This window comes from Pseudoalteromonas sp. NEC-BIFX-2020_002, assembly GCF_013002825.1.
Lineage (GTDB): Bacteria > Pseudomonadota > Gammaproteobacteria > Enterobacterales > Alteromonadaceae > Pseudoalteromonas > Pseudoalteromonas neustonica.
The window spans coordinates 72,859-95,861 of the sequence record NZ_JABEPJ010000013.1 but is presented as its reverse complement, the minus strand read 5'-3'; the positions used below and the strand labels follow the sequence as shown (position 1 = coordinate 95,861).

7 protein-coding genes are annotated in these 23,003 nt (G+C 41.3%); 2 read left to right on the top strand and 5 right to left on the bottom strand.

Translation table 11 applies throughout. From position 1 onward, the window contains the following. Positions 1–173 precede the first annotated feature (173 nt). The 5 genes from HJP15_RS15025 to HJP15_RS15005 all read right to left on the bottom strand — a co-directional run bounded on the left by HJP15_RS15025 (position 174) and on the right by HJP15_RS15005 (position 21,298). On the bottom strand, positions 174–4,271 hold the full coding sequence (locus HJP15_RS15025; protein WP_170174077.1) for an OmpA family protein: 4,098 nt from the start codon (positions 4,269–4,271) through the stop codon (positions 174–176). Beyond that, a complete protein-coding gene (locus HJP15_RS15020; protein WP_170174076.1) occupies positions 4,264–18,528 on the bottom strand; it encodes an SdrD B-like domain-containing protein in 14,265 nt (4,754 codons plus the stop codon). The genes HJP15_RS15025 and HJP15_RS15020 overlap by 8 nt, the downstream gene beginning before the upstream one ends. Positions 18,529–19,007: 479 nt before the next feature. Beyond that, entirely contained in the window at positions 19,008–19,610 is a 603-nt protein-coding gene (locus tag HJP15_RS15015; protein ID WP_054206612.1) for a response regulator transcription factor, read from the bottom strand. Beyond that, positions 19,607–20,719, bottom strand: a complete 1,113-nt coding sequence (locus tag HJP15_RS15010; protein WP_170174075.1) for a sensor histidine kinase — start codon at positions 20,717–20,719, stop codon at positions 19,607–19,609. Before HJP15_RS15010 ends, HJP15_RS15015 begins: the two co-directional genes overlap by 4 nt. 252 nt (positions 20,720–20,971) lie before the next feature. Further along, complete coding sequence (locus HJP15_RS15005; protein WP_054206614.1) at positions 20,972–21,298, bottom strand: DMT family transporter; 327 nt, start codon at positions 21,296–21,298, stop codon at positions 20,972–20,974. A 123-nt stretch (positions 21,299–21,421) separates the two neighbouring features. Here HJP15_RS15005 and HJP15_RS15000 point away from each other — a divergent pair, with 123 nt between their 5' ends. Then, positions 21,422–22,288, top strand: a complete 867-nt coding sequence (locus tag HJP15_RS15000; protein WP_054206615.1) for a DMT family transporter — start codon at positions 21,422–21,424, stop codon at positions 22,286–22,288. Then, entirely contained in the window at positions 22,288–22,983 is a 696-nt protein-coding gene (locus tag HJP15_RS14995) for a glycerophosphodiester phosphodiesterase (protein WP_054206656.1), read from the top strand. The genes HJP15_RS15000 and HJP15_RS14995 overlap by 1 nt, the downstream gene beginning before the upstream one ends. Positions 22,984–23,003: the final 20 nt, after the last annotated feature.

Below are 23,003 nucleotides of genomic sequence, written 5' to 3'. Positions count from 1 at the left end.
CAATCCCTTATAAAAGTAACGCAGTATAAATCGCTTTTAAACCAACCCCATGGACGCTTCACAGGCACTTACTCTTTGCGTTGTTACTTCTTGCCATTGTTGCAAAGTAACGCCTTGATATTAAGTCCCTGTGAAACGCTGAATTCTGTATCTTGAGGTAGTTTGGGTATAGGCTAAAACTTACCAACCATATTGATAAACCAACCTTTTGAATCATAATCTAAGTCGGTCAAATCATCTGAAAAATTAGTGAAGTTATAGCCTATACCTATCTTCATATTCTCACCAATATGACGATGAATAGCGCCGAGCGCCCCACTTCGTCTATCTTGCGATTCGCTGACTTTGACCATGCGCCATTCTAGTGTTGCGTCCCAATTATGCTGTAAATGATAATCAGCGCGCAGTACACTTAAGGTTGCTGTTGAATCAAACCAAGGGCCTTCATCTCGCACTAAGCGTATTTCGCCTGTACGCTGCGCAAGCTTAGTTCCAAACCGCCATCGTGGTGAAAATTGATAATTTACATCAACCGCCCACACGGTGCTGCGTTGCTGTGGAGTGTTATCTCGACCAATGCCACTAAGCTGCTGCGCTGGGGCTAAATCTTCAAGATAGGTTAAGCTTGCTAGGCCTGACCAAGGGCTGGCATCAATAGGGCGATATGCGAAACCAAGCTGCGCTTCGGTAAAATCGCTATTAAATGCGCCACTTTGCGCTTCTTGATCGCTATCACTGATCGCGGTGTCAACACGTAATTGTCCGCGCCAGTCTTCATTTAATTTAACGCTGAAATTATTACGCATTAACCAATTAGTGCGTTTTTCCTGCTCTGTTTCGTCTGTGCGATATTCTAATGCGCCTGCCCAACGAATATTTTCAAACTGATAGCCTAATCCGAGGTTAACTCCCGATCTTTCTAATCGACCATTTTCAAACATGTCAATATTGCCGTTTTCAAGGCCTAACTGTACCTGCCAACGTGAATTTATGCTGTGATCGACACCATAGGCATGTGTAAGACCTTGCTGCCTATCGTCATGCTGCCATTGTTGCTCGGCATAAACGCTGGTTGAGTCATTAAAACGATGCCTTGCCCCGCTTACCCACTGCTTTTGCTCAGCATTATTAAACAAATCGCTACCATCAGGATCTAGGCGGTAATTAAGATACACATTACCTTTATCACTGTAGGCATAATCAATACCGGCTGTGCCTGCAAACCCTAAATTACCTTCTGAAACTTCACCATTTAGGCTAACACTTTCGGTAATTTGAACTTCTGTACCCAAACCAATGCGATTATTTCGTAAGCGAGTAGCGTCATTGGCAAGTGTGCCTTGTACAAAGCCGTAAGCTGACCAGTTTGCATCTGATTGATATGATAACTGAACAACGGTATCTGTTCGCTTACCTTCATCATTTCGGGCTTTACTTGACGCGGTATTTTGCGATTGATTTTGCACCTGAGTAAGGTTTCGACGTTCATCTTGTCTGATCCCCGCACTGGCTTGCCAATGTTTATCGATTGTTTCAGTGACGTTTATTTCTGCAGCTTGACGCTTGTAGCGATTACTTACTTTATTGTCATCGGCTTTCACTTTAACTGCTGTAGTTTCTGTCGCTTGCCATTGCATCATTATACCAGCGGTGTTTGCTTCATCCGCATTAACTTGGCCAAGCCCCGCAAAACCTTGCTCTAAACGTTGCCAATAAAATTGCGCTTGCCCGTCGCTTTCTAAACCAAATTCTTTAAAGCTGGTTGCCGCTTCTAAGCGTATTCCGTTTGCTTTAACAGGTCCTTGTCCTGAGCGTATTTCATCAAAACTAAACCCACCGTTAAACGAATTAAGCTGACTTGCAATGCCATCTGTTTGAGCAACTTCAACTTTAACGTAGCTGCTGGCGCTGTGACGATAGGTCGCATCTAAGCCGATGAGTGTGTCGTCATACTCGTCAAGTTGTTGCTTATTGGCTGTGATCCCAAGTTGAACTTGATCAGTCAACCACTTGCTTACTCGCCCACCATAAGTCAAATTATCTAACTCTGAAAAGCCTGGTGTGTACTCATAGCTTGTAACTAGATACGCCGGGTTATCGTCAAAACTTGCTGCACGAACAAGTAAATCATCTGCTGCAAATGATGAGAGTGGTCGCGTCAGTAAGATGCGCCCTTGCAATGCATCCATGTCGTAGTCTTGACCTGGTGTTAAATTACGACGGATCAACACTAACCCTGATATTTTATCGCGGATCTCTATGGCAACTTGATCAGAGCCAAGCACTATATCTTGATGTTGTAAATAATAAAGCGACCCGCCAGTTGCTCTATGTGTTTCATATGCTGGGAGTGTTTCAGCTTCTGCTACGTAGATTTCTGCTTTACTGTTATGTTCACCAAAAGAGGTGACATCATTGCTGCGGTATTGGGTTTGCAAACCATATAATCCGCGCTCAACACGGCTGAGTTCAGTATCACTGACTTGTGTATTAAAGTTACCCCACATAACTTGTGAGTGATCTTTCGCTATTTTTAAATACACTTTACCGTTACTCGGTGCATCATCAATAACCGTTGAATCATCACCATACTCAGCTACATATTTTTGCTCTTCTAAGCGACGGAATAAGCTTTTTGGATCTTTTTCATGGAGATTAGAAAATAACTCGTTTAACGGCGCTTCGCGGGTGTCAATACGCGCTGTTACTTTGTATTCATCTTCCCATTTACCTGTTATGTAAGCGGCTAAACGCCCTTCGGCAAATAAGTTATTGTCTTTATTATGGGCGTCACTTAATAGCTCTACAGGGCCATTATGACTATTTTGACCCACGGTGAGATCGGCCATCGCAACATAGAACCAGTCACTCTTTGGTAGTGCTAAATCACGTTGAATTAATGCGCCATTGCCTTCTTCATTCAATACCGCAACTTCTGCTTTATGATAGCCAGTGCGCACAATTTGTTGATGTACAAATTTACGCTCTCGGGTAATAGCAACAACACGCCCTAAGAAATAAACGCTGTGACGATCTGGCACCTCTTCACCAAATAAGGTTAAAGTGCCACCATCAACTTTAATATTTTGTTTAGCGAGTTGCGATTTACCATAGTTTGCCATTAAGTAGCCATTGACTTTTTCATTTGCTACGGCAAATTTCGGTCTAAAGTCCGCGCTACTGAAAGAGGTTTCGTCAAAGCGGCCACTTTTATCATATACCCTTAAGCGGTAATTTAGGCTCATACCTAACATATTGCCTGGTAAGCGCCATTTACCTTCTAGGTTTTCGCCCAATGGTACTTTTTTAAGTATGTCTGTGCCATTCGGTGACATGATGTGTACTTCGGCATATTCAAAAAAGTTTATGTAGTTACTGTAGCCTTTTAAATGCAGCATTAACGTATCACCAGATTCAGTAATGGCGTGCGCCACACTGAGCTTTGGTAATGCATCCAATGGATTATATTTTAACTGAAGTTGCATTTTTTCTAACGCCACATCGGCACAACGCTGAGCATCGGCATTATTGGCACTGTCACTGCTAGCAAAAGGTTTACCATCTAGTGTGATAGCCATTGCAGCTTGTTGACGAAAATCACCATCACAAATTAATCGTCGATCTGGGCCTGCATTGACAATCGTTTTTACTGAGGTTTTTTCTTCTACATACACTGCAATTACTTCAACTCGGCGGTTACGCGCCATACCTTCAAGAGTGTCGTTGCTAGCAACGGGATCGTGATTTGAGCGCCCTTCCATTGTCGTAGCTGAGGGCAATATACCTAGCTGCTGACGAAAATATTCGGCCACAATATTGGCGCGATGCTCTGATAAACCTTGGTTAGTTTTATAAATACGTTTTGCGTTAGGACTTAACCTTTGGCTATCCGCATGGCCTATAAAATGGATTTTCAGCTGTTTTTTACCCTGCAAAAAATCAATAATTCGATCCATTTCTTGCTTGGTTGAGCCCGTTAAAAAGTGCTTACCAGAAACAAAGCGGATTGCTGAATCCTTAACGAATTCAGCACTTGCAGGAGTTTGCTTTACTTCACTAAGCTGTGTTGTAGTCGGCTTTATTTCAGGCAAAGCATGAAGTACAAAGTGCCTCTGTACTATCACTTCTTCAGTATTACTGTGGTAGCTATTTTCGCGTACTTGATCATTGCTCAGGCCGTTTGTGATCCCAGCCGCTTTTGCTACAGGTGATAAACCAAATAACGTAACGAGTGTTAATGATATTGGCGTAAATTTATGTGACTTAGTCATTTTTACGCCCCTCTGTAACAACTTCTTGCGGTAAAACATATTCGACAACTTCCGCCTCTAGGGTAAGCTCATGCTCAGTATTTGCATTGTTCCACTGAGCAATAAACCATTGATTAAGTTCAGCAATACGTTGCTTTGCTTGACGTATATTTTCATTTTCGGCCAATTGATAAGCCACCCTGACTGTAATTGGCTGTTCCACAATAACAGTTAGTAATTGCTCCAATTGCTGTCTATGCGTGGCAATTAATCCCTGCTCATCAAACGCACTTTGACTTAGCTGTACACGTGCAACACGATGGATGCTCGCTGCAAAGTCAGCCGTTACATTTTTTCCTCGTGTTAAACGAACTACACGCGGGTTTTCAGATGTGATTCGATACCCTGATGGTAAACTGCGCACATCAACCTTGATGATAAAGTTACTACCACGCGCTTGATGCGGCACATCTGCACACGCTAAATGATAGCGGCCATGCTGATCTGTGGTGATCCACAAACCTTGAGCTGTGGCTAGCTTCACGCCAGGTAAACCAGTTTCACCTTGCTCTTGTATGCCATTGCGGTTGTGATCATCAAACACCTGGCCAGTTAAGTCACTACAATCCATGATGGTGTCTGGAATAACGCGGATACTTGCAATCGCAATATTTGAAACGCGCTTTCCTTTAGGAATTTCATCACCTGGTTTACCGCCGCCACCTGGCGTGCCACCGTCATCTGGATTGTCCTGATCGCCAGAGCCTGTGTATTCAACCCATGCTTGGTTTATGTATTTGCCTTCGCTAACGCCTGCTCCTACAACAGTGAGTAACTGAATGCTTACTGTTTGTTGAGGCAGTAATTCGCGAACTGGCCAAATCAACTGTCTACCGAACACGCGAGGTTCAATGCTAATACCATCAATACGTGCACTACCAATGACATACTTTAGACCCGCTGGAAGCTGATCAATAAAGCTAACCGGCTGTAATACTTTGTCTGAGCGGTTAAAAATAACAATCTCATACGGCACCATTTCACCAACAACCACATCTTGTTTAAGGGCTGTTTTAGTCACTTGCACTAAATCATCACCGTAACCATCTACTGGTATGTGGTTATTCACCACGTTTGCTGATGGTAATTGTGGATTGATATAAAAACGCGTGTAGTACTGTGTAGACGCATTACTTTGTGCCACATTGCTAGATTGGGTAGGACAACTTGCCGCATCATGAATTGCAGAAGAAGCCACTGGTGCTTTATTGGTTTGATGAACCAATACTGGTAACGATTGAGCACTAACTTCTAAGCGCGCTGTACATGCGGGGATCAATTTTGACTCGCCCTGCAAGAAACCAACCGGTGCTGTTACCGCGAGTTGATACTCTCCAACCGGCGCATTTGCAAATAATAAGAATTGATAAAAACCATCATCTGCTGTTGTTTGCTCAACATTATCAAGACCACCAACTAGGTGTAAATCAGGTTCAAACCCAGCAGGCCCTGTAATGCTAACCTTGGCGTTTTTGATTGGCTCTCTTGAACGTGAATCATAAACAATACCTGACGGATCAACTGGCAGAGATTGCTCAACCACTTGCTCTCCGGCACTGAGAATAATATTCAAAATGGTGCCTTTATCAGTTGATGTGTCAGCATCATTTGATACCGGTATTCCGTAGATCACGCCACCTTGAGGGTGTCTAAAGCGCACTTCATATACCCCTACAGGTAAACCTGCGAAAGTATAATCACCTTGCTCATTCGAGCGAACCACAATTAATGGTTCAGCCTCAAGCGGATTAGCTTCGCCTGTTTGCGGATCTGCTAAGAGTTCAACTAACCATCCTGATTTACCGTTATTATCATCATCAGCTCGGTTGTGGTTGTTATCTTGCCATACAGAACCACTGATAGATGCAGGGTTGGTTAATTGCTCACCAAAGTTATACTCTGTCGCCAGGGTGATATGCTCATTGATATTGATGTTTTTAATTTCATCAGCACCAATTTGCTGCGCAACAACACCCCCTAATGAACCCGCTGAATCTTTACCATCTTGGGTTTGTTCTGGTTGCGTTTGCGTAATAGTGAAACCTGTAACATCTGATAATGGAAGGTGCTTAAATTGATAACGACCATAGGTATCAGTAGTTGCCATTCTTACTACTGCTTGCCCATCTAAATCAATACCTTCGATGTGCATTTGCACTTGTGCAATACCAATTTCGTTGTCTTCTTGCGTTGCATTATCATTTAAGTCAACGTAAACAGTTCCTGATAAATAGCTGCCTGTCTCAGCAAAGTTATAATCGTTACCTTGTTGTCCAAGTTCAAGTTGGATTTCACTAAAGTTGTCATTTGCAATTACACCTGATAGAGAACCTAACTGCTCTTTACCATCTAGCCAAGCGCTTGGTTGTGTTTGCGTAATTGCGTAAGTTCCTGCCTTTAATGAATCAAAGGTGTATTGACCTTGCTCATTGGTTTTCGTCACGCGAGTGACATTTTCACCATCAAGTGCGACACCTGTTAGCGTGACGGTTACATCACGAATACGCAGTGTTTCTTGCTCATCTAAAGTGCCACTTTCATTCGCATCAACCCATACATTACCTGCCAACGAAGAAGCTGGTAATTCGGCAAAGTCAAAGTAGCCGACTTCACCCGTTCCTTGTAGTTGACCTACAACGATTATGTTTGACCCTCTAGAGTCCGCAATTACTTCACCTTGTGCTGCCTCTAACCCATCGAGGTAGTCTTTAGGTTGTTGTTGCTCAAGTGTGTAACCTTGCTCATTACTTGGAGACAATTCAGGGAATTCATAATACCCAAGTTCATTGGTCATGACCGTTTGCAGAATATCGTTTTGACGATAATCTTTACCTGATAGCGTGATCTCAACGTTTGCTAAAGCAATACTTTGTTGAGTTGAATTATCGGCTAAAACAGGGTAAAAACCGTCATCATCATGGTCAATAAACACACGACCTTTAACTGATAAACCGTAGTTTTCTGCAAAGTTATACTCTTTGTTTTCTTGTGACGGCTTAACGCTGATAGCAGTAATTATGTCGCTCTGATCACTTCTTCCGATAACATCTTGGCCAATACTTTCAAAGCTATCAATATAGTTCTTCGGCTGTGTTTGTTGGATCTGATAACCTTGCTCATTACTTGGCGCTAAGTTTTTAAATGCATACAAACCTAAGCTATCGGTAGTCGCTGACTGGGTTACAGGGTTGTTATTATAATCACGCCCCGAAACCGTTAACTCAACCCCCTCAATCGCTAAATCTTGGGCTGTTCTGATGTTATTTTTATCCGTATCAACAAAAACATAGCCCGATAAGCTTGCTGATGCTAATTCTGCAAATCCAAGCGCAGTTAACTGCTCAGACGCACTTAGAGTCACAGTAAATTCATCGTTAATACTTTGCGAACTCACAACACGGCCTGCAAGTGATTCTAAACCGTCTAACCAGTTTTCTGGCTGAACTTGCTTAACCACATAACCTCGTACGTCACTCGCTGATAATCCAACAAAAGCAAACTCGCCTTGCGCATTTGTTAATACTGTTGCATTAATAGCATTACCATAAATGTTTTGCCCAGCAAGAGTAATAACAACGTCTGAAATGCCTTGCTCGTTCGATTGACGTAGCCCATCCATATTTTCATCGCTAAATACAAAACCAGCTATGCGCGCATCATCTTTTGCCATTTCGGTAAAATCAATTAACTGATTTTCGTTAGCAATTAATTGCACCGTTACAGTATCGCTGGTGTCTGAGCCTGCAATAACACCTGAGCTATTACGCTCAACACCGTCTTTATAAAGTGCAGGTTGTGTTTGCGTCACGGTGTACCCATTAGCATCGGAAGCAAATAAATCAGCAAACGTGTATTCACCTTGCACATTTGTTTGCGTTGTCAGGTTAATGTCAGTGCCGAAGATGTCTTTACCTGTTAGGGCAATATTTACATTAGCTAATAACAGATCGTTACCTGCAATCACACCGTCTTGATTTTCATCGAAGTACACACGGCCTGACACGCTTGCGGTGTCTGGGTTTTGCTCAGTAAAGTCAACAAGCTGATTGCTTGCAGAAAGCATAACAGTCACTGTATCTGTTAGATCAGAGCCTGTAATAGCACCCGAGCTATTACGCTCAACACCGTCTTTATAAAGCGCGGGTTGTGTTTGCGTTACGGTGTAACCATTTGTATCTGAGGCAAATAAATCAGCGAACGTGTATTCACCCTGCTCATTCGTTTGCGTTGTCAGGTTAATGTCTGAACCGAAGATATTTTTACCCGTTAAGGTAATATCGACATTCGCTAATAACTTATCGTTGTCTGCAATCACACCGTCTTGATTTTCATCGAAGTACACACGGCCTGAAATAGTCACTGTATCGGGGTTCTGCTCTGTGAAGTCAACAAACTCGTTGTTGGTGGTCAGCACAACAGTCACTGTATCCGTTACATTTGAACCGGTGATCGCACCTGAAGTATTACGTTCGACACCGTCTTTATAAAGTGCAGGTTGTGTTTGCGCCATGGTGTACCCATTGGCATCTGAAGCAAATAAATCAGCGAACGTGTATTCACCTTGCGCGTTCGTTTGCGTCGTTAACGAGATTCTTGAACCGAAGATATTTTTACCCGTTAAGGTAATGTCTACATTGGCTAATAATTTGTCGTTATCAGCAATGGTGCCATCTTGGTTTTCATCGAAATACACACGCCCAGACACGCTTGCTGTATTTGGGTTTTGCTCTGTGAAGTCAACAAATTCGTTGTTGGTGGTCAGCACAACAGTCACTGTATCTGTTAGATCAGAGCCTGCAATAGCACCCGAGCTATTACGCTCAACACCGTCTTTATAAAGCGCGGGTTGTGTTTGCGCCACGGTGTATCCATTGGCATCTGAGGCAAATAAATTCTCAAACGTGTATTCACCTTGCGCGTTTGTTTGCGTTGTCAGGTTAATGTCAGTCCCGAAGATGTCTTTACCTATTAAGATAATGTCTACATTGGCTAGTAACTTGTCGTTATCTGTAATGGTGCCGTCTTGATTTTCATCAAAATACACACGCCCAAACATACTTGCGGTATTAGGGTTCTGCTCAGTAAAATCGACTAACTCATTATTGTTAGCCACTAACTGAACTGTGACCGAATCAGTTGTTTCAGAGCCTGCAATAGCACCCGAGCTATTACGCTCAACACCGTCTTTATAAAGCGCAGGTTGTGTTTGCGTGACGATGTAACCATTGGTATCTGAGGCAAATAAATCAGCGAACGTGTATTCACCTTGTGCATTCGTTTGCGTTGTCAGGTTAATGTCAGTTCCGAAGATGTCTTTACCTGTTAGGGCAATATCTACATTAGCTAATAACAGATCGTTATCTGCAATCACACCGTCTTGATTTTCATCGAAGTACACACGGCCTGACACGCTTGCTGTATCTGGGTTTTGCTCTGTGAAGTCAACAAGCTGGTTGCTTGTAGAAAGCACAACGGTAACTGTATCCGTTACATTTGAACCGGTGATCGCACCTGAAGTATTACGTTCGACACCGTCTTTATAAAGCGCAGGTTGTGTTTGCGTAACGGTATAACCGCTGGCATCTGAGGCAAATAAATCAGCGAACGTGTATTCACCTTGCGCGCTTGTTTGCGTTGTCAGGTTAATGTCAGTCCCGAAGATATCTTTACCTATTAAGGTAATCGCTACGCCAGCAAGTAACTTATCGTTATCAGCAATCGTGCCATCTTGGTTTGCATCAAAATACACACGCCCTGAAATAGTCGCTGTATCTGGGTTTTGCTCTGTGAAGTCAACAAGCTCGTTGCTTGTCGTCAGCACAACAGTCACTGTATCCGTTAGATCAGAGCCTGCAATAGCACCCGAGCTATTACGCTCTACACCGTCTTTATAAAGCGCAGGTTGCGTTTGCGTCACGGTATAACCGCTGGCGTCTGAGGCAAATAAATCAGCGAACGTGTATTCACCTTGCGCGCTTGTTTGCGTTGTCAGGTTAATGTCAGTCCCGAAGATATTTTTACCTGTTAAGGTAATATCGACATTCGTTAATAACGTGTCGTTATCAGCAATGGTGCCATCTTGGTTTGCATCAAAATACACACGCCCTGAAATAGTTGCTGTATCTGGGTTTTGCTCTGTGAAGTCAACTAGCTCGTTGCTTGTCGTCAGCACAACAGTCACTGTATCCGTTAGATCAGAGCCTGCAATCACACCTGAGCTGTTACGCTCAACACCGTCTTTATAAAGTGCAGGTTGGGTTTGCGTAACGGTATAACCGCTGGCATCTGAAGCAAATAAATCAGCGAACGTGTATTCACCTTGCGCATTCGTTTGCGTTGTCAGGTTAATGTCAGTCCCGAAGATATCTTTACCTATTAAGGTAATCGCTACGCCAGCAAGTAACTTATCGTTATCTGCAATCACACCGTCTTGATTTTCATCGAAGTACACACGGCCTGAAATAGTCACTGTATCGGGGTTCTGCTCTGTGAAGTCAACAAACTCGTTGTTGGTGGTCAGCACAACAGTCACTGTATCCGTTAGATCAGAGCCTGCAATTACACCTGCATTGTTACGCTCAACACCGTCTTTATAAAGTGCAGGTTGGGTTTGCGTTACGGTGTAACCATTAGCATCGGAAGCAAATAAATCAGCGAACGTGTATTCACCCTGCTCATTCGTTTGCGTTGTCAGGTTAATGTCTGTCCCGAAGATATTTTTACCCGTTAAGGTAATATCGATATTCGCTAATAACGTGTCGTTATCTGCAATGGTGCCATCTTGGTTTGCATCAAAATACACACGGCCTGAAATAGTCGCTGTATCTGGGTTTTGCTCTGTGAAGTCAACAAGCTCGTTGCTTATCGTCAGCACAACAGTCACTGTATCCGTTAGATCAGAGCCTGCAATAGCACCCGAGCTATTACGCTCTACACCGTCTTTATAAAGCGCAGGTTGCGTTTGCGCCACGGTGTATCCATTGGCATCTGAGGCAAATAAATCAGCGAAAACATATTCACCTTGCGCATTCGTTTGTACGGTAAGGTTAATGTCAGTCCCGAAGATATCTTGACCCGTTAAGGTAATATCGACATCGGCTAATAACGTGTCGTTATCAGCAATGGTGCCATCTTGGTTTGCATCAAAATACACACGCCCTGAAATAGTCGCTGTATCTGGATTTTGCTCTGTGAAGTCAACTAGCTGATTGCTTGTAGAAAGCACAACGGTAACTGTATCCGTTAGATCAGAGCCTGCAATAGCACCCGAGCTATTACGCTCAACACCGTCTTTATAAAGCGCGGGTTGTGTTTGCGCCACGGTGTATCCATTGGCATCTGAAGCAAATAAATCAGCGAACGTGTATTCACCTTGCGCGCTTGTTTGCGTTGTCAGGTTAATGTCAGTCCCGAAGATATCTTTACCTATTAAGGTAATCGCTACGCCAGCAAGTAACTTATCGTTATCAGCAATCGTGCCATCTTGGTTTGCATCGAAATACACACGGCCTGACACGCTTGCTGTATCTGGGTTTTGCTCTGTGAAGTCAACAAGCTGATTGCTTGTAGAAAGCACAACGGTAACCGTATCTGTTAGATCAGAGCCTGCAATAGCACCCGAGCTATTACGCTCAACACCATCTTTATAAAGCGCGGGTTGAGTTTGCGTCACGGTGTACCCCGTCGCATCTGAGGCAAATAAATCAGCGAACGTGTATTCACCTTGTGCATTCGTTTGCGTTGTCAGGTTAATGTCTGTCCCGAAGATATCTTGACCCGTTAAGGTAATGCCTACATCGGCTAATAATTTGTCGTTATCAGCAATGGTGCCATCTTGGTTTGCATCAAAATACACACGCCCTGAAATAGTCGCTGTATCTGGGTTTTGCTCAGTAAAATCGACTAACTCATTATTGTTAGCCACTAACTGAACTGTGACCGAATCAGTTGTTTCAGAGCCTGCAATAGCACCCGATCTATTACGCTCAACACCATCTTTATAAAACGCGGGTTGAGTTTGCGTGACGTTATAACCGCTGGCATCTGAGGCAAATAAATCAGCGAAAACATATTCACCCTGCTCATTCGTTTGCGTTGTCTGGTTAATGTCTGAACCGAAGATATTTTTACCCGTTAAGGTAATGTCTACATTCGCTAATAACGTGTCGTTATCTGCAAGTGTGCCGTCTTGGTTTTCATCAAAATACACACGCCCTGAAATAGTCGCTGTATCTGGATTTTGCTCTGTGAAGTCAACTAGCTGGTTGCTTGCAGTCAAATTAACAATAACCGTATCTGTTAAATCAGAGCCTGCTATAGCACCCGAGCTGTTACGCTCTACACCGTCTTTATAAAGCGCAGGTTGCGTCTGCGTTACTGTGTAACCATTGGTATCTGAGGCAAATAAATCAGCAAACGTGTATTCGCCTTGCGCATTCGTTTGCGTTGTCAGGTTAATGTCAGTCCCGAAGATATTTTTACCCGTTAAGGTAATATCGACATCGGCTAATAACGTGTCGTTACCGGCAAGTGCGCCATCTTGGTTTTTATCAAAATACACACGCCCTGAAATAGCTGCTGTATCTGGGTTTTGCTCTGTGAAGTCAACAAGCTCGTTGCTTGTCGTCAGCACAACAGTCACTGTATCTGTTAGATCAGAGCCTGCAATAGCACCCGAGCTATTACGCTCAACACCGTCTTTATAAAGCGCGGGTTGTGTTTGCGTTACGGTGTAACCATTAGTATCTGAGGCAAATAAATCAGCGAACGTGTATTCACCCTGCGCATTCGTTTGCGTTGTCAGGTTAATGTCAGTCCCGAAGATATCCTTACCCGTTAAGGTAATATCGACATTCGCTAATAACGTGTCGTTACCTGTAATGGTGCCGTCTTGATTTGCATCAAAATACACACGCCCAGACACGCTTGCTGTGTCTGGGTTTTGCTCTGTAAAATCATACGTTTTTGTAGTGCTATCTGTGATAATGATTTTGCTGATCTCATCCGTTGTATCAGAATCTTTGATCGCACCGTCACTATTTCTCTCTACACCATCTTTATACAAAGCAGGATGTACTTGCGTTAATGTGTAACCTGTTACGTCTGATGTAAGTACATTTTCAAAACGATAGTTACCTTGCGCATCTGTGGTGGTGGTTAGGGAAACACTCGCCCCTCTTGCATCTTTACCAGTGAGGTTGATAGCAACGTTTTTCAGCAATTTATCATTGGTATCGATTACACCATTTTGTTCAATATCAAGGTAAACCATTCCTTGAATAATCGCAGAAAGCAGCGTCGGAACCTCAGCAAAGTTTCTTTGTAAAAAACGTTGATTATTATTCAAACGCCCTAGAGTAATCATGTCTGTTGTGCGGCTATTTTCAAGTACCGCACCATCTTCACTTTCTAAGCCATCACTAAAATCAACGGGTTGAACTGGTTGCCTTAACGTGTAGATACCAGCACGTAAGCCATTAAATGAATAAAGACCTTGCTTATTACTTAGCGTGTTTAAAGAAACGTCTAAACCGGCTTCATCTGTACCAACTAATTCAAATTCAACACCTTCAAGACCTACTACCTCTGTAACCTCTTGCACGCCATTGTCATTTAAATCAGACCAAACAAGGCCAGCAACTTCACTCGAACCGATCTCAGCAAATAAGTGATTATCTGAGTTTCCTTGGCCTGAAATAGTAATACCTGCGATAATATCTGACTGCTCACTGTTAACAATCAACACACCTGCACGACTATCTTTACCATCTTTAAAGTTGATCAGTTCGCTTTGATCTACTTGCGACAACTGATAAACACCCGGTTCAAGATCAATGAAAGTAAACTCACCGCTGGCTGTCGTTTTTACTGTTTGAGTACCTATAATAGAGTTATCACTACGTACACCTGAAAGCGCAATAGTAATACCGCTAAGCCCTGCATCAGTTGCAGCTTGTTGAACACCATCGTTATTTAAGTCAAAAAACACTTTACCTGATAACGCTGAATCAACGGCTCTAACTGTCTCTGTATCTTCGTTATTAGTTTTATCAATATCAAAACCTTTTGTCTCAACCCAAGCATGGTTAGTTATTAGCTTAGAAGTCGGAATTTCAACTACTTTCACAGGGATTGTAACTCGCACAGAGTCACCCAAAGCAATTTCATCAACTAGGCATATTACGCGTTGTTTAGATACTGATTCGCCGCTTTTTACAGCGTTATCAACCAAGCACAGACCATTTTCGACTGTTGGTGTACCGTTAACTTCTACCTCTGTTGGTAAAAAGTCATAAATAACATTTTCAGCACTGTCACCTGGACCCGCATTAAATACATCAATATAAAAATCAAATTCACTACCAAGCGCTACACTCGCTTGAGATGCCGTTTTTGTTAACGCTAAATCAACGGCTACGCGAATTGATGTTTGCTCTCTCTCCTCGTTATTACCCAAGACAGGATCGCGCTCATTTGAATAAATAACTGCGTTTGTTGCACTTACTTCACCTGCTGTACTTGGACGAGATAAGACTTTAAAAAACAAATAACGGGTATATATGTTTTCTGTACTACCATTGGGGTTTTCTTTTAACTCAAGCGGCTCAAGATTATTATTTTCATTTTCTGGGCCATCACATTTTATTGTGTACTTTTGAGTAATAACCGCATTAATACTGTCGCAACGTGCTGTTTGCGCCGTACATGATTTATCATTATCGCTATCACATAAAAATTGGATACGTCTATTCGCACCGGATGGAGTCATGTTAAAGTCATAACGCACACCGCTGGCTACTGACAAATCACCTTTATTATCAAATAAATACTCTAGATCAACCTTATAAACTACAACATTATCAAGTGATACGGGGAAATCACGAGGAGATGGCACCCATGCAATTGGATCTAGCACATCATTATTTTCTATTTTTAAATTTGCATCTCGTGCTTCAACAAGTAGTTCTGCTGTTTGAGTATTGTTAGATGAGTTAAGATCTTGCGCCATATTATCTGCATAAATGGTGCTAATACTTGGTAATCTCCAATCCTGTCCGCTAATATCACTTTTTGGTATAAAACGTAAAGTCACTGTTTGTACTTCATTACTTGCAAGTACACCTATTTCGCATCGTAACTGTAAGGTAACGTCATTAAAGACACACACATTACGCTGACCCAGGCGCGAAAAATTACTGCTTAAAAACTGTATTTTACGGCTAATATTTGGTTTAAATTGATGCTCTAAGACAACCCCATTGGCTTCACTCGACGCGGGATTATGGATCTCAATAGTCAATAATGATTCATCACCTGTTAAAACTGGATTAGCAGCATAGGTTACTGCGTTAACCGCCACATCAAACCTAGGCTGTAAGGTCGTTGTTACCGCTGATTGGTTATTACTAGGATCTGTATCTGCAAACGAAGACGAGCTTACATTTACCCTGTTTGTAAGCTGATTATTAACCGTTGTAAATGGACGACTTGCTGTTATATCAAGCTCAACAAAATCACCTACTTGAAAAATTTCACCCGATGCCAATACGCATTTAATAGTGGATACCGTTTGCTCATATAAGCCACTATCGCTTCGTGAACAAGTAAATTGACTATTGCGATTACTAGTGATTGTAGTAGGGAAATCTATCGTGGTGGCAATTACACCTTTTCTCGCGATAAAAGTACCCGCAAAAGTATCAGTGATCACTAATGTATTAGCGCCATCGCCAATAATTGTGCTACCAGATAGATGTTCTGCTTTTATTGTATATGTAATTAAACGTTGATCGGCACTGAGTTGAGCTGCTTTTGTTACTTTTAAATCAGCACTTAACACTGAATTAATTGTCGCTGATGCCCGTGCAATACCAGGGAACCCACCCTCATCAATCAATGTTGCATTATTAGTTAACCCCCCTAAACCTACGGCACGAGTCGTTATAACCAACAAAGGTGCAACGCCAGATAGCCCCTCTACTGGATTGGGGGTATATAAACAACTTACCTTACCTCCAGTACCGTCACTCAACGCTTCAGAGAGTGAGCATTGCCAATCTGTACCATATTGATTATTAGCAATAAATAGCTCACCTTGAGGTAACACATCATCAACCCTGATAGTACCTCCCGTTGCTCTTTCGCCATTATTTGCAACGGTGAATTCATTTAATATTTCAGCATTTTGTGTCACTAACTGAGTATTATCTGTTAAGCGAGACTTTTTAACTTTCGTTAAACTTAATCTAACAGGATTACTAGGTTGAAACCCCCATCCTTCATATGTAAATGAATTTGCGTTAGTCAAACCATCATATGTGACTGATGCGGTATTCCTTGGCATTGCTTCACTGAATGGCGTTTTCGCTGGGATTATTACACTTATCGCATCCCTACTTGCCATGCTAGCGCTTTCACAAACAACTTGGGTATTCCCACTTACAGTACAGGACCAATCTGAGGCGCTCGCACTCCCTCGGTTTACAGTAACAGGTCCAGCAATGGTGTAACCGTTTATTAATGTGTCAGAAATAACTACATTATTAGCCGCACCTAAACCTACATTACTTACGCTAATAATAAAGTTAAAGACTTTGCCCATCTCATTTTTATTATTCCAAGCTAAGTCTGACGTTTTTGTAATTCGAACATCGGCCTCAGAAGATAAAATTGTAAAACTAGCTGAATTAGATATTGGTGAACCTGTATCAAGGGTAAGTGTAGCGGTATTCGTATAAGGACCAGCCTGCTTTGCCTTTGTTTTTAGGGTGATTTTAACTTCTTGATCTTTCTTAAAAGATCCATTTACTGGTAAACACGTTACCGTTGGCGACTTAAAAGTACAGTTGAAGTCACTAGATACAGCACTGACAAAATCAAGGCCTGTTGGTAAGTCATCAGAGATTCGAGTAATTTGTACTTCATCACCATTGTTAATCGCGCTCAGGTTAAAAGTGATCTCATCACCGATTTTAAATTGTGTAGCTCTTCCCTCTAGCGTTTTTGAAAAACTAACAAGATTAGTTTGATTACCTTGTTGCGCAGTAAACGTATGTGTAATCGTATTATTATTGGTATTTCTATCTATCGTAGATGATTCAACACTCAAAGTAGACTGATAAGCAGCAGCAATCGATGGAGTCGTTGCTGAAATAGTAAATGGAACGCTCGCATTACTCGCCAACTCACTTGTTGAACTACATCTCATTTCATTTTGGTTATTAAATGCAGAACAATTCCAATTAGGGATTTGTACAGCAGCAATATCTGTCACGCCAGCCGGTAGCCTAATAGTAAATGCAGGGTTAACCGCCTTATTTGGGCCATTATTAACAACGTTTACTCTGTAACTAAAACTATCACTGACAGTTAACCATCGCGATTCGTATCCGTCTTTATGGTATGACACAATTGACCCAGTCAAATCTGCATGCTCACTGACGCTGGTATTGACTGCTCGCTGGTTATTTTCAGGCTTGATTTCTGCGGTCAAACTCTTAACGCTTGATGTAGCAGTTACCGTGCCGCTACCTACTCCTGAAAGTCGAGCATGAATTTCAAGATTTTGGCGTTCATTAGGTTCAAGCTCATCTTTTAAACAGCGAATCGTTTGCGTGCCAGAACACGCCCAACCTTTTTGGGCATTAACAGACTGATTAACCCAACGTGCTGTACTAGGTAAAACATGGGTAAACTCAACCCCTTTAGCTATATCCGGGCCATTATTCTGTATCGTGATTTGGTATTTGTAGTTCTCATCCACATACACAGTGGTAGGTAACGAAACTAAATTTGTTATGGCAACATCTACACCTGCAACAATAGATGTATTTTGCGTTTCGCTGTTATTTAAGAGTTTGCCAGCATCTTCATTACTAGCTTCGATACGAACTTGAGAATCAACGATATTACCGGTCTGCGCTGATGTCTTTATCGTCAAAAGCAAGCTTTTACGTTTATCTGTAATCGATGTGCCATCAATAGTCGCCCAATTACAGATGACTTCTCTAGTCGTCAAAGTATAAGAACATGCAGTAACGTCATTTACGCTAACAAATGTGGTGCTATTGGGTAGAGGGAATATTAATTTAACGTTAGTTGCAACGGTTTGCTCTGCATTTTCAAAGTCAACCTGATACCGTATATCAGCCCCCCTTGGGACTGTGGTATCAATATCTTTAAAAGTAGATATTTGTAAATCCGCAGAATATGCAAACATTGAATTAGCAAATATAAGAAATGCCAACGCCGAGTATATTATTTTTTGTAACGCTATTTTTAATAACACTAAAGCAACCTGTACCCTAAACAACCACAAAGGAAAGGTCGAAGATTGTACACATTAACGGAACTCAAATCCAGTTTAATACAACTTTATACGTAGTTTTCTAATAACGAACTTAGTTTTACTTTGTTTAGATTGATACAAATGAAATTACATAGTCGATTGTGATTAATTAGTGGACTAGTCTAAGGCTGGCAAATATGAATTTAACTATATTAAGGATCGAAAGGAGGGGTATATTTAGTATTAAACTGAACTCTGGTTAAGATATTTATACCCAAATTACTTCAAGATGCAGAATTCAATATCTATAAAAAACAGTCTGAAACACCTCTAATGGAATAATCCAAAAACAGCCTTACGGTTGAATTTAGATGTAAATTTTATGGAACAAAAAAGCTTTGTAAATAACGTTATAACCAGCCTTTTTGCTTGGCTATACGTGCTGCATCTACTCGGTTTATGGCATTTAATTTAGCAATAGCGTCCGATAGGTAATTACGTACCGTGCCTTCACTTAAATATAACTTGGCGGCGATGTCACTTGTTTTCAACCCGTCTCCAGCAAGTTTTAATGCTTTTCGCTCCTTATCAGATAACGGATCACTGTCTTCAAGTGCATTTAATGCAAGCTCAGAATCAATTACTTTTTGCCCTGCCATCACTTTTTTTAATGTGGCAATTAAGCTATCACTGGGTGCTTCTTTTAGCACAAATCCTTTAACACCAGCGGCCATAGAGCGGCGAATATACCCAGCGCGAGAAAACGTGGTCATGATCACCACTTTTATTTCAGGGCATTTATCACGTAACTGTTCAGCAAGTTCAATACCTGTCATTATTGGCATTTCAATATCACTGAGTACAATATCTGGTTTCAACTGAGGGATTTCTTGCATTGCAATTTGCCCATTCGCGGCCTGACCTATGACCTCAATGCTTATATCTAAGCTAAGTAATGCAGCGACAGCACCAAGAACCAGCCCTTGATCTTCAACTAAATAAACTTTAATCATAACGTCACCTCATACTCTCTAACCAAAGGTAGAATAATATTCAAACTAAAACATTCCCCAGTTTCTATATTAATTAAACCACCAAGCTGTGATGCTCGCTCCTTAATACCATTGAGGCCATTGCCCTTGTTTACTTTTTCACACAGGTCATAATTTACAATATTAATTTCTAACTGCTCCTCGCTTTGCTTTATGTATATAGCACAACGTTTATTTTTACTATGGCGTAGAAGGTTGGTCACCGCTTCTTTGATTATCAAACTAGCAATACCCTCAACTTTAACTGGTAACTTATTTATATCTATATGTAAATCAACATCAAAACCTTGCTCTTTTAAACGCTCCATCAATGTAGCTACCTGATTGCTTATATTTAGTTGCTTTAAATCACTCACCGCACTTCTTACATCACTTAATAATTGCCTTGCAAGCTCAGCAACTTGTTCAATTTCGCTATTTGCTTGGGGATACCGCTGAGCTTGATTGAGCTTACTGGCAAGTTCAGCTTTTAGCGCGATAGAAGATAGTGAATGACCTAAAATATCATGTAAATCTCGGGCAATTCGTTCTCGCTCAGCAATAGCGGCAAGCTGCTCTAGCTGCTTCGCGCTTTCTTGTTCTCGCTGCTTGTAAGTACGCTCTTTTTGCCCTGCAAAACCAAAGGTAAATAACGCGACACTTAAAATAATTGCAACGCCTAGAAAATATTCAGGGCCATGTAAATCAATTATATAGGCACTGCATATAACACCAACAATGACAGATAAACCCGCAGCTAAGCGAGACGTTTTTGTAAAACAAAACCCGGCAATATAAGCTGTAAATCCAAAAAGTGTAGATGTGCCAGATGTAAAAAAACTGGCTCCGACACATACCGTAAGCATAGCGATAAACAAGGCAGTGACGTTAGTGTTCGCACAATTAATTGCCTTAATATACAAAACTATAAATGCGCAATAAAAAAGCAATGTTGCCGTAATATTCAATACACTTAATTGCTCAAAATTAAAAAATGTGGGTAATAGATAAAAACCTGTAAATAATAGTGGCCCCCAATTCCAAAACTGTTTGATTCTACTTTGCAAAGCCAAGCTTGTATGTGTACTCATAAATGTCCTTTATAATCCCTAAAACCGCACCACATAATATTACTTAACCTGAACTCGGGTTAAGATATTTACTAACGTATTGATTTAATATTATAAAAACTTACTCAACTCTCCAGTCGGAGATTTTCAGGGGTAACAAGGCGAATTTACGCGTCAATAGCTGGTCTATTGCAAGTAAATTCAACGTAGTCAGCGTTGAAAATAGCCACTGGAGATAGATTTATTATCCCGAGTTTAGGTTACTTACAGGTTTTATACTGTGTGAATTTTTAACCCAATAATACCTATCAATATTAGCCCTATACATCCTAACTGAATCAACGATATTGACTCCTTTAGCCACAACACACTAACAATACTTACACCCACAGCACCTATTCCAACCCACATTGTATAACTTATGCCTAAGGGCAGTGACTTTAAAGCAAAGGACAAAAACGCAAAGCTTGCCCACATCGCTGCAAATGTAATAATACTGGGCCATAATTTGGTAAAACCGTTTGATTGTTTCATGGCTAAAGCCCAAACAACTTCGAAAAGACCAGCAATAAATAAACTAAACCATGCTGCATTATTCATAGACCCCCTTGTATACATTACAAAAATCTGATGCTTTAACTATCGCTATTAATACACAGCGAATATAGTGTAAATTGTCATGAAATAACCTGACATTTGTCACTAAAACAAAAAAGGAGTTATATGCAGCCCCAACAACAAAGCTTGATCTATTTACATATTGCGGTTCTATTGTTTGGAGGCACTGCACTCTTTGCTCAACTTATCAACCTTAACGCATTAGACATTACGGTTTACCGCGCTGCGATTGCTGGCGTTGCCATTTTGTTATTATTGCTGTGGCAAAAAAAAGCCATCAAACTAAATGCAACTAAAGATTATGCTATTGCCCTTTTTTTAGGTGTTGCCGTCGGGCTACATTGGGTTACCTATTTTGCAGGAATGCAAATGGCAGGTATCGCGATAGGTATGATTGCATTTTTCACTTACCCAGTGATTACCGTCTTTATTGAACCTTTTTTCAATCAATGCAAACCAAAATTAACCGACCTACTCAGCGCCTGCGTAGTTATTTTTGGTATTTATTTACTTATTCCTGATGCTGATATGGGGGGGGATATAACACAAGGAGTCTTAACAGGTGTTGTATCTGCGTTTTTCTTTGCAATTAGGAATATCATACATAAGCGTTATTTTAGTCAATATGGCGGGCCACAAACCATGTTTTACCAAACATGTGTAGCGAGCATTTTATTGTGTGCTTTTATAGAAGTGCCAGTGATAGAAATACCATCTTATGATTTAGGGTTATTATTAGTAGCTGGAGTCATCTTTACAGCGACCCCACATTCATTATTTGCAGCCAGCCTGCAATACTTATCAGCTTCAACAGCAGGGCTGATCTCGTGCTTGCAGCCTTTATATGGCACATTTTTAGCTTTTCTATTATTACATGAACAACCTTCATTGCTGACCTTGCTCGGCGGAGCTTTAGTGATCAGCGCGGCGTTTTACGAAACATGGTCTGTTACACGGAAACACACATTATGATAAAAGTTTTTGCCCACCGTGGCGCCAGCGGGAGCTACCCTGAAAATACCAAAAGTGCTATTCAAGCAGCTGTTGAAATAGACGTCGATGGCATTGAAATTGATGTACAAAGTTGTCTTGATGACTATTTGATTATTCACGATACCTGGCTCGATCGAACCACTGACGGCAATGGTAAAGTAAATAAATTAACTCGCGAACAAATACAAAAATTTGATGCCGGTAACGGTCAACAGGTACCTACATTACAACAGGTAATTGATTGGGTTAACAATAAAACGCTACTCAATTTTGAGTTAAAACACACCTTTTCTCTCGATAAATTTGTTGATCTTATTGAAGGTAATATTGCCGCAAATAAACTGTCTCAAGACAATATATTAGTCTCTTCGTTTGATCATCATCAACTCATGTGGCTTAAACAAAAATTGCCTTGGATAAAAATAGGCGCTCTAACAGCCTCAATCCCTATTAATTACGCTGAATTTGCTCAGCGTTTGGGTGCATCAAGTATTCATATTGATAAAAATTTTATTAATCATACCTTTGTCGCGGATGCCAAGCAGCGAGGGCTGCTTGTTTACGCATATACTGTTGATAAGCAAGAAGATATAGAGCTTATGCTCGAATATGGCGTTGATGGCGTTTTTACTAACTACCCATGTAACACTAAAATGATTTTAAATTCCCTATAAATTAGAGGTATTATGGACTG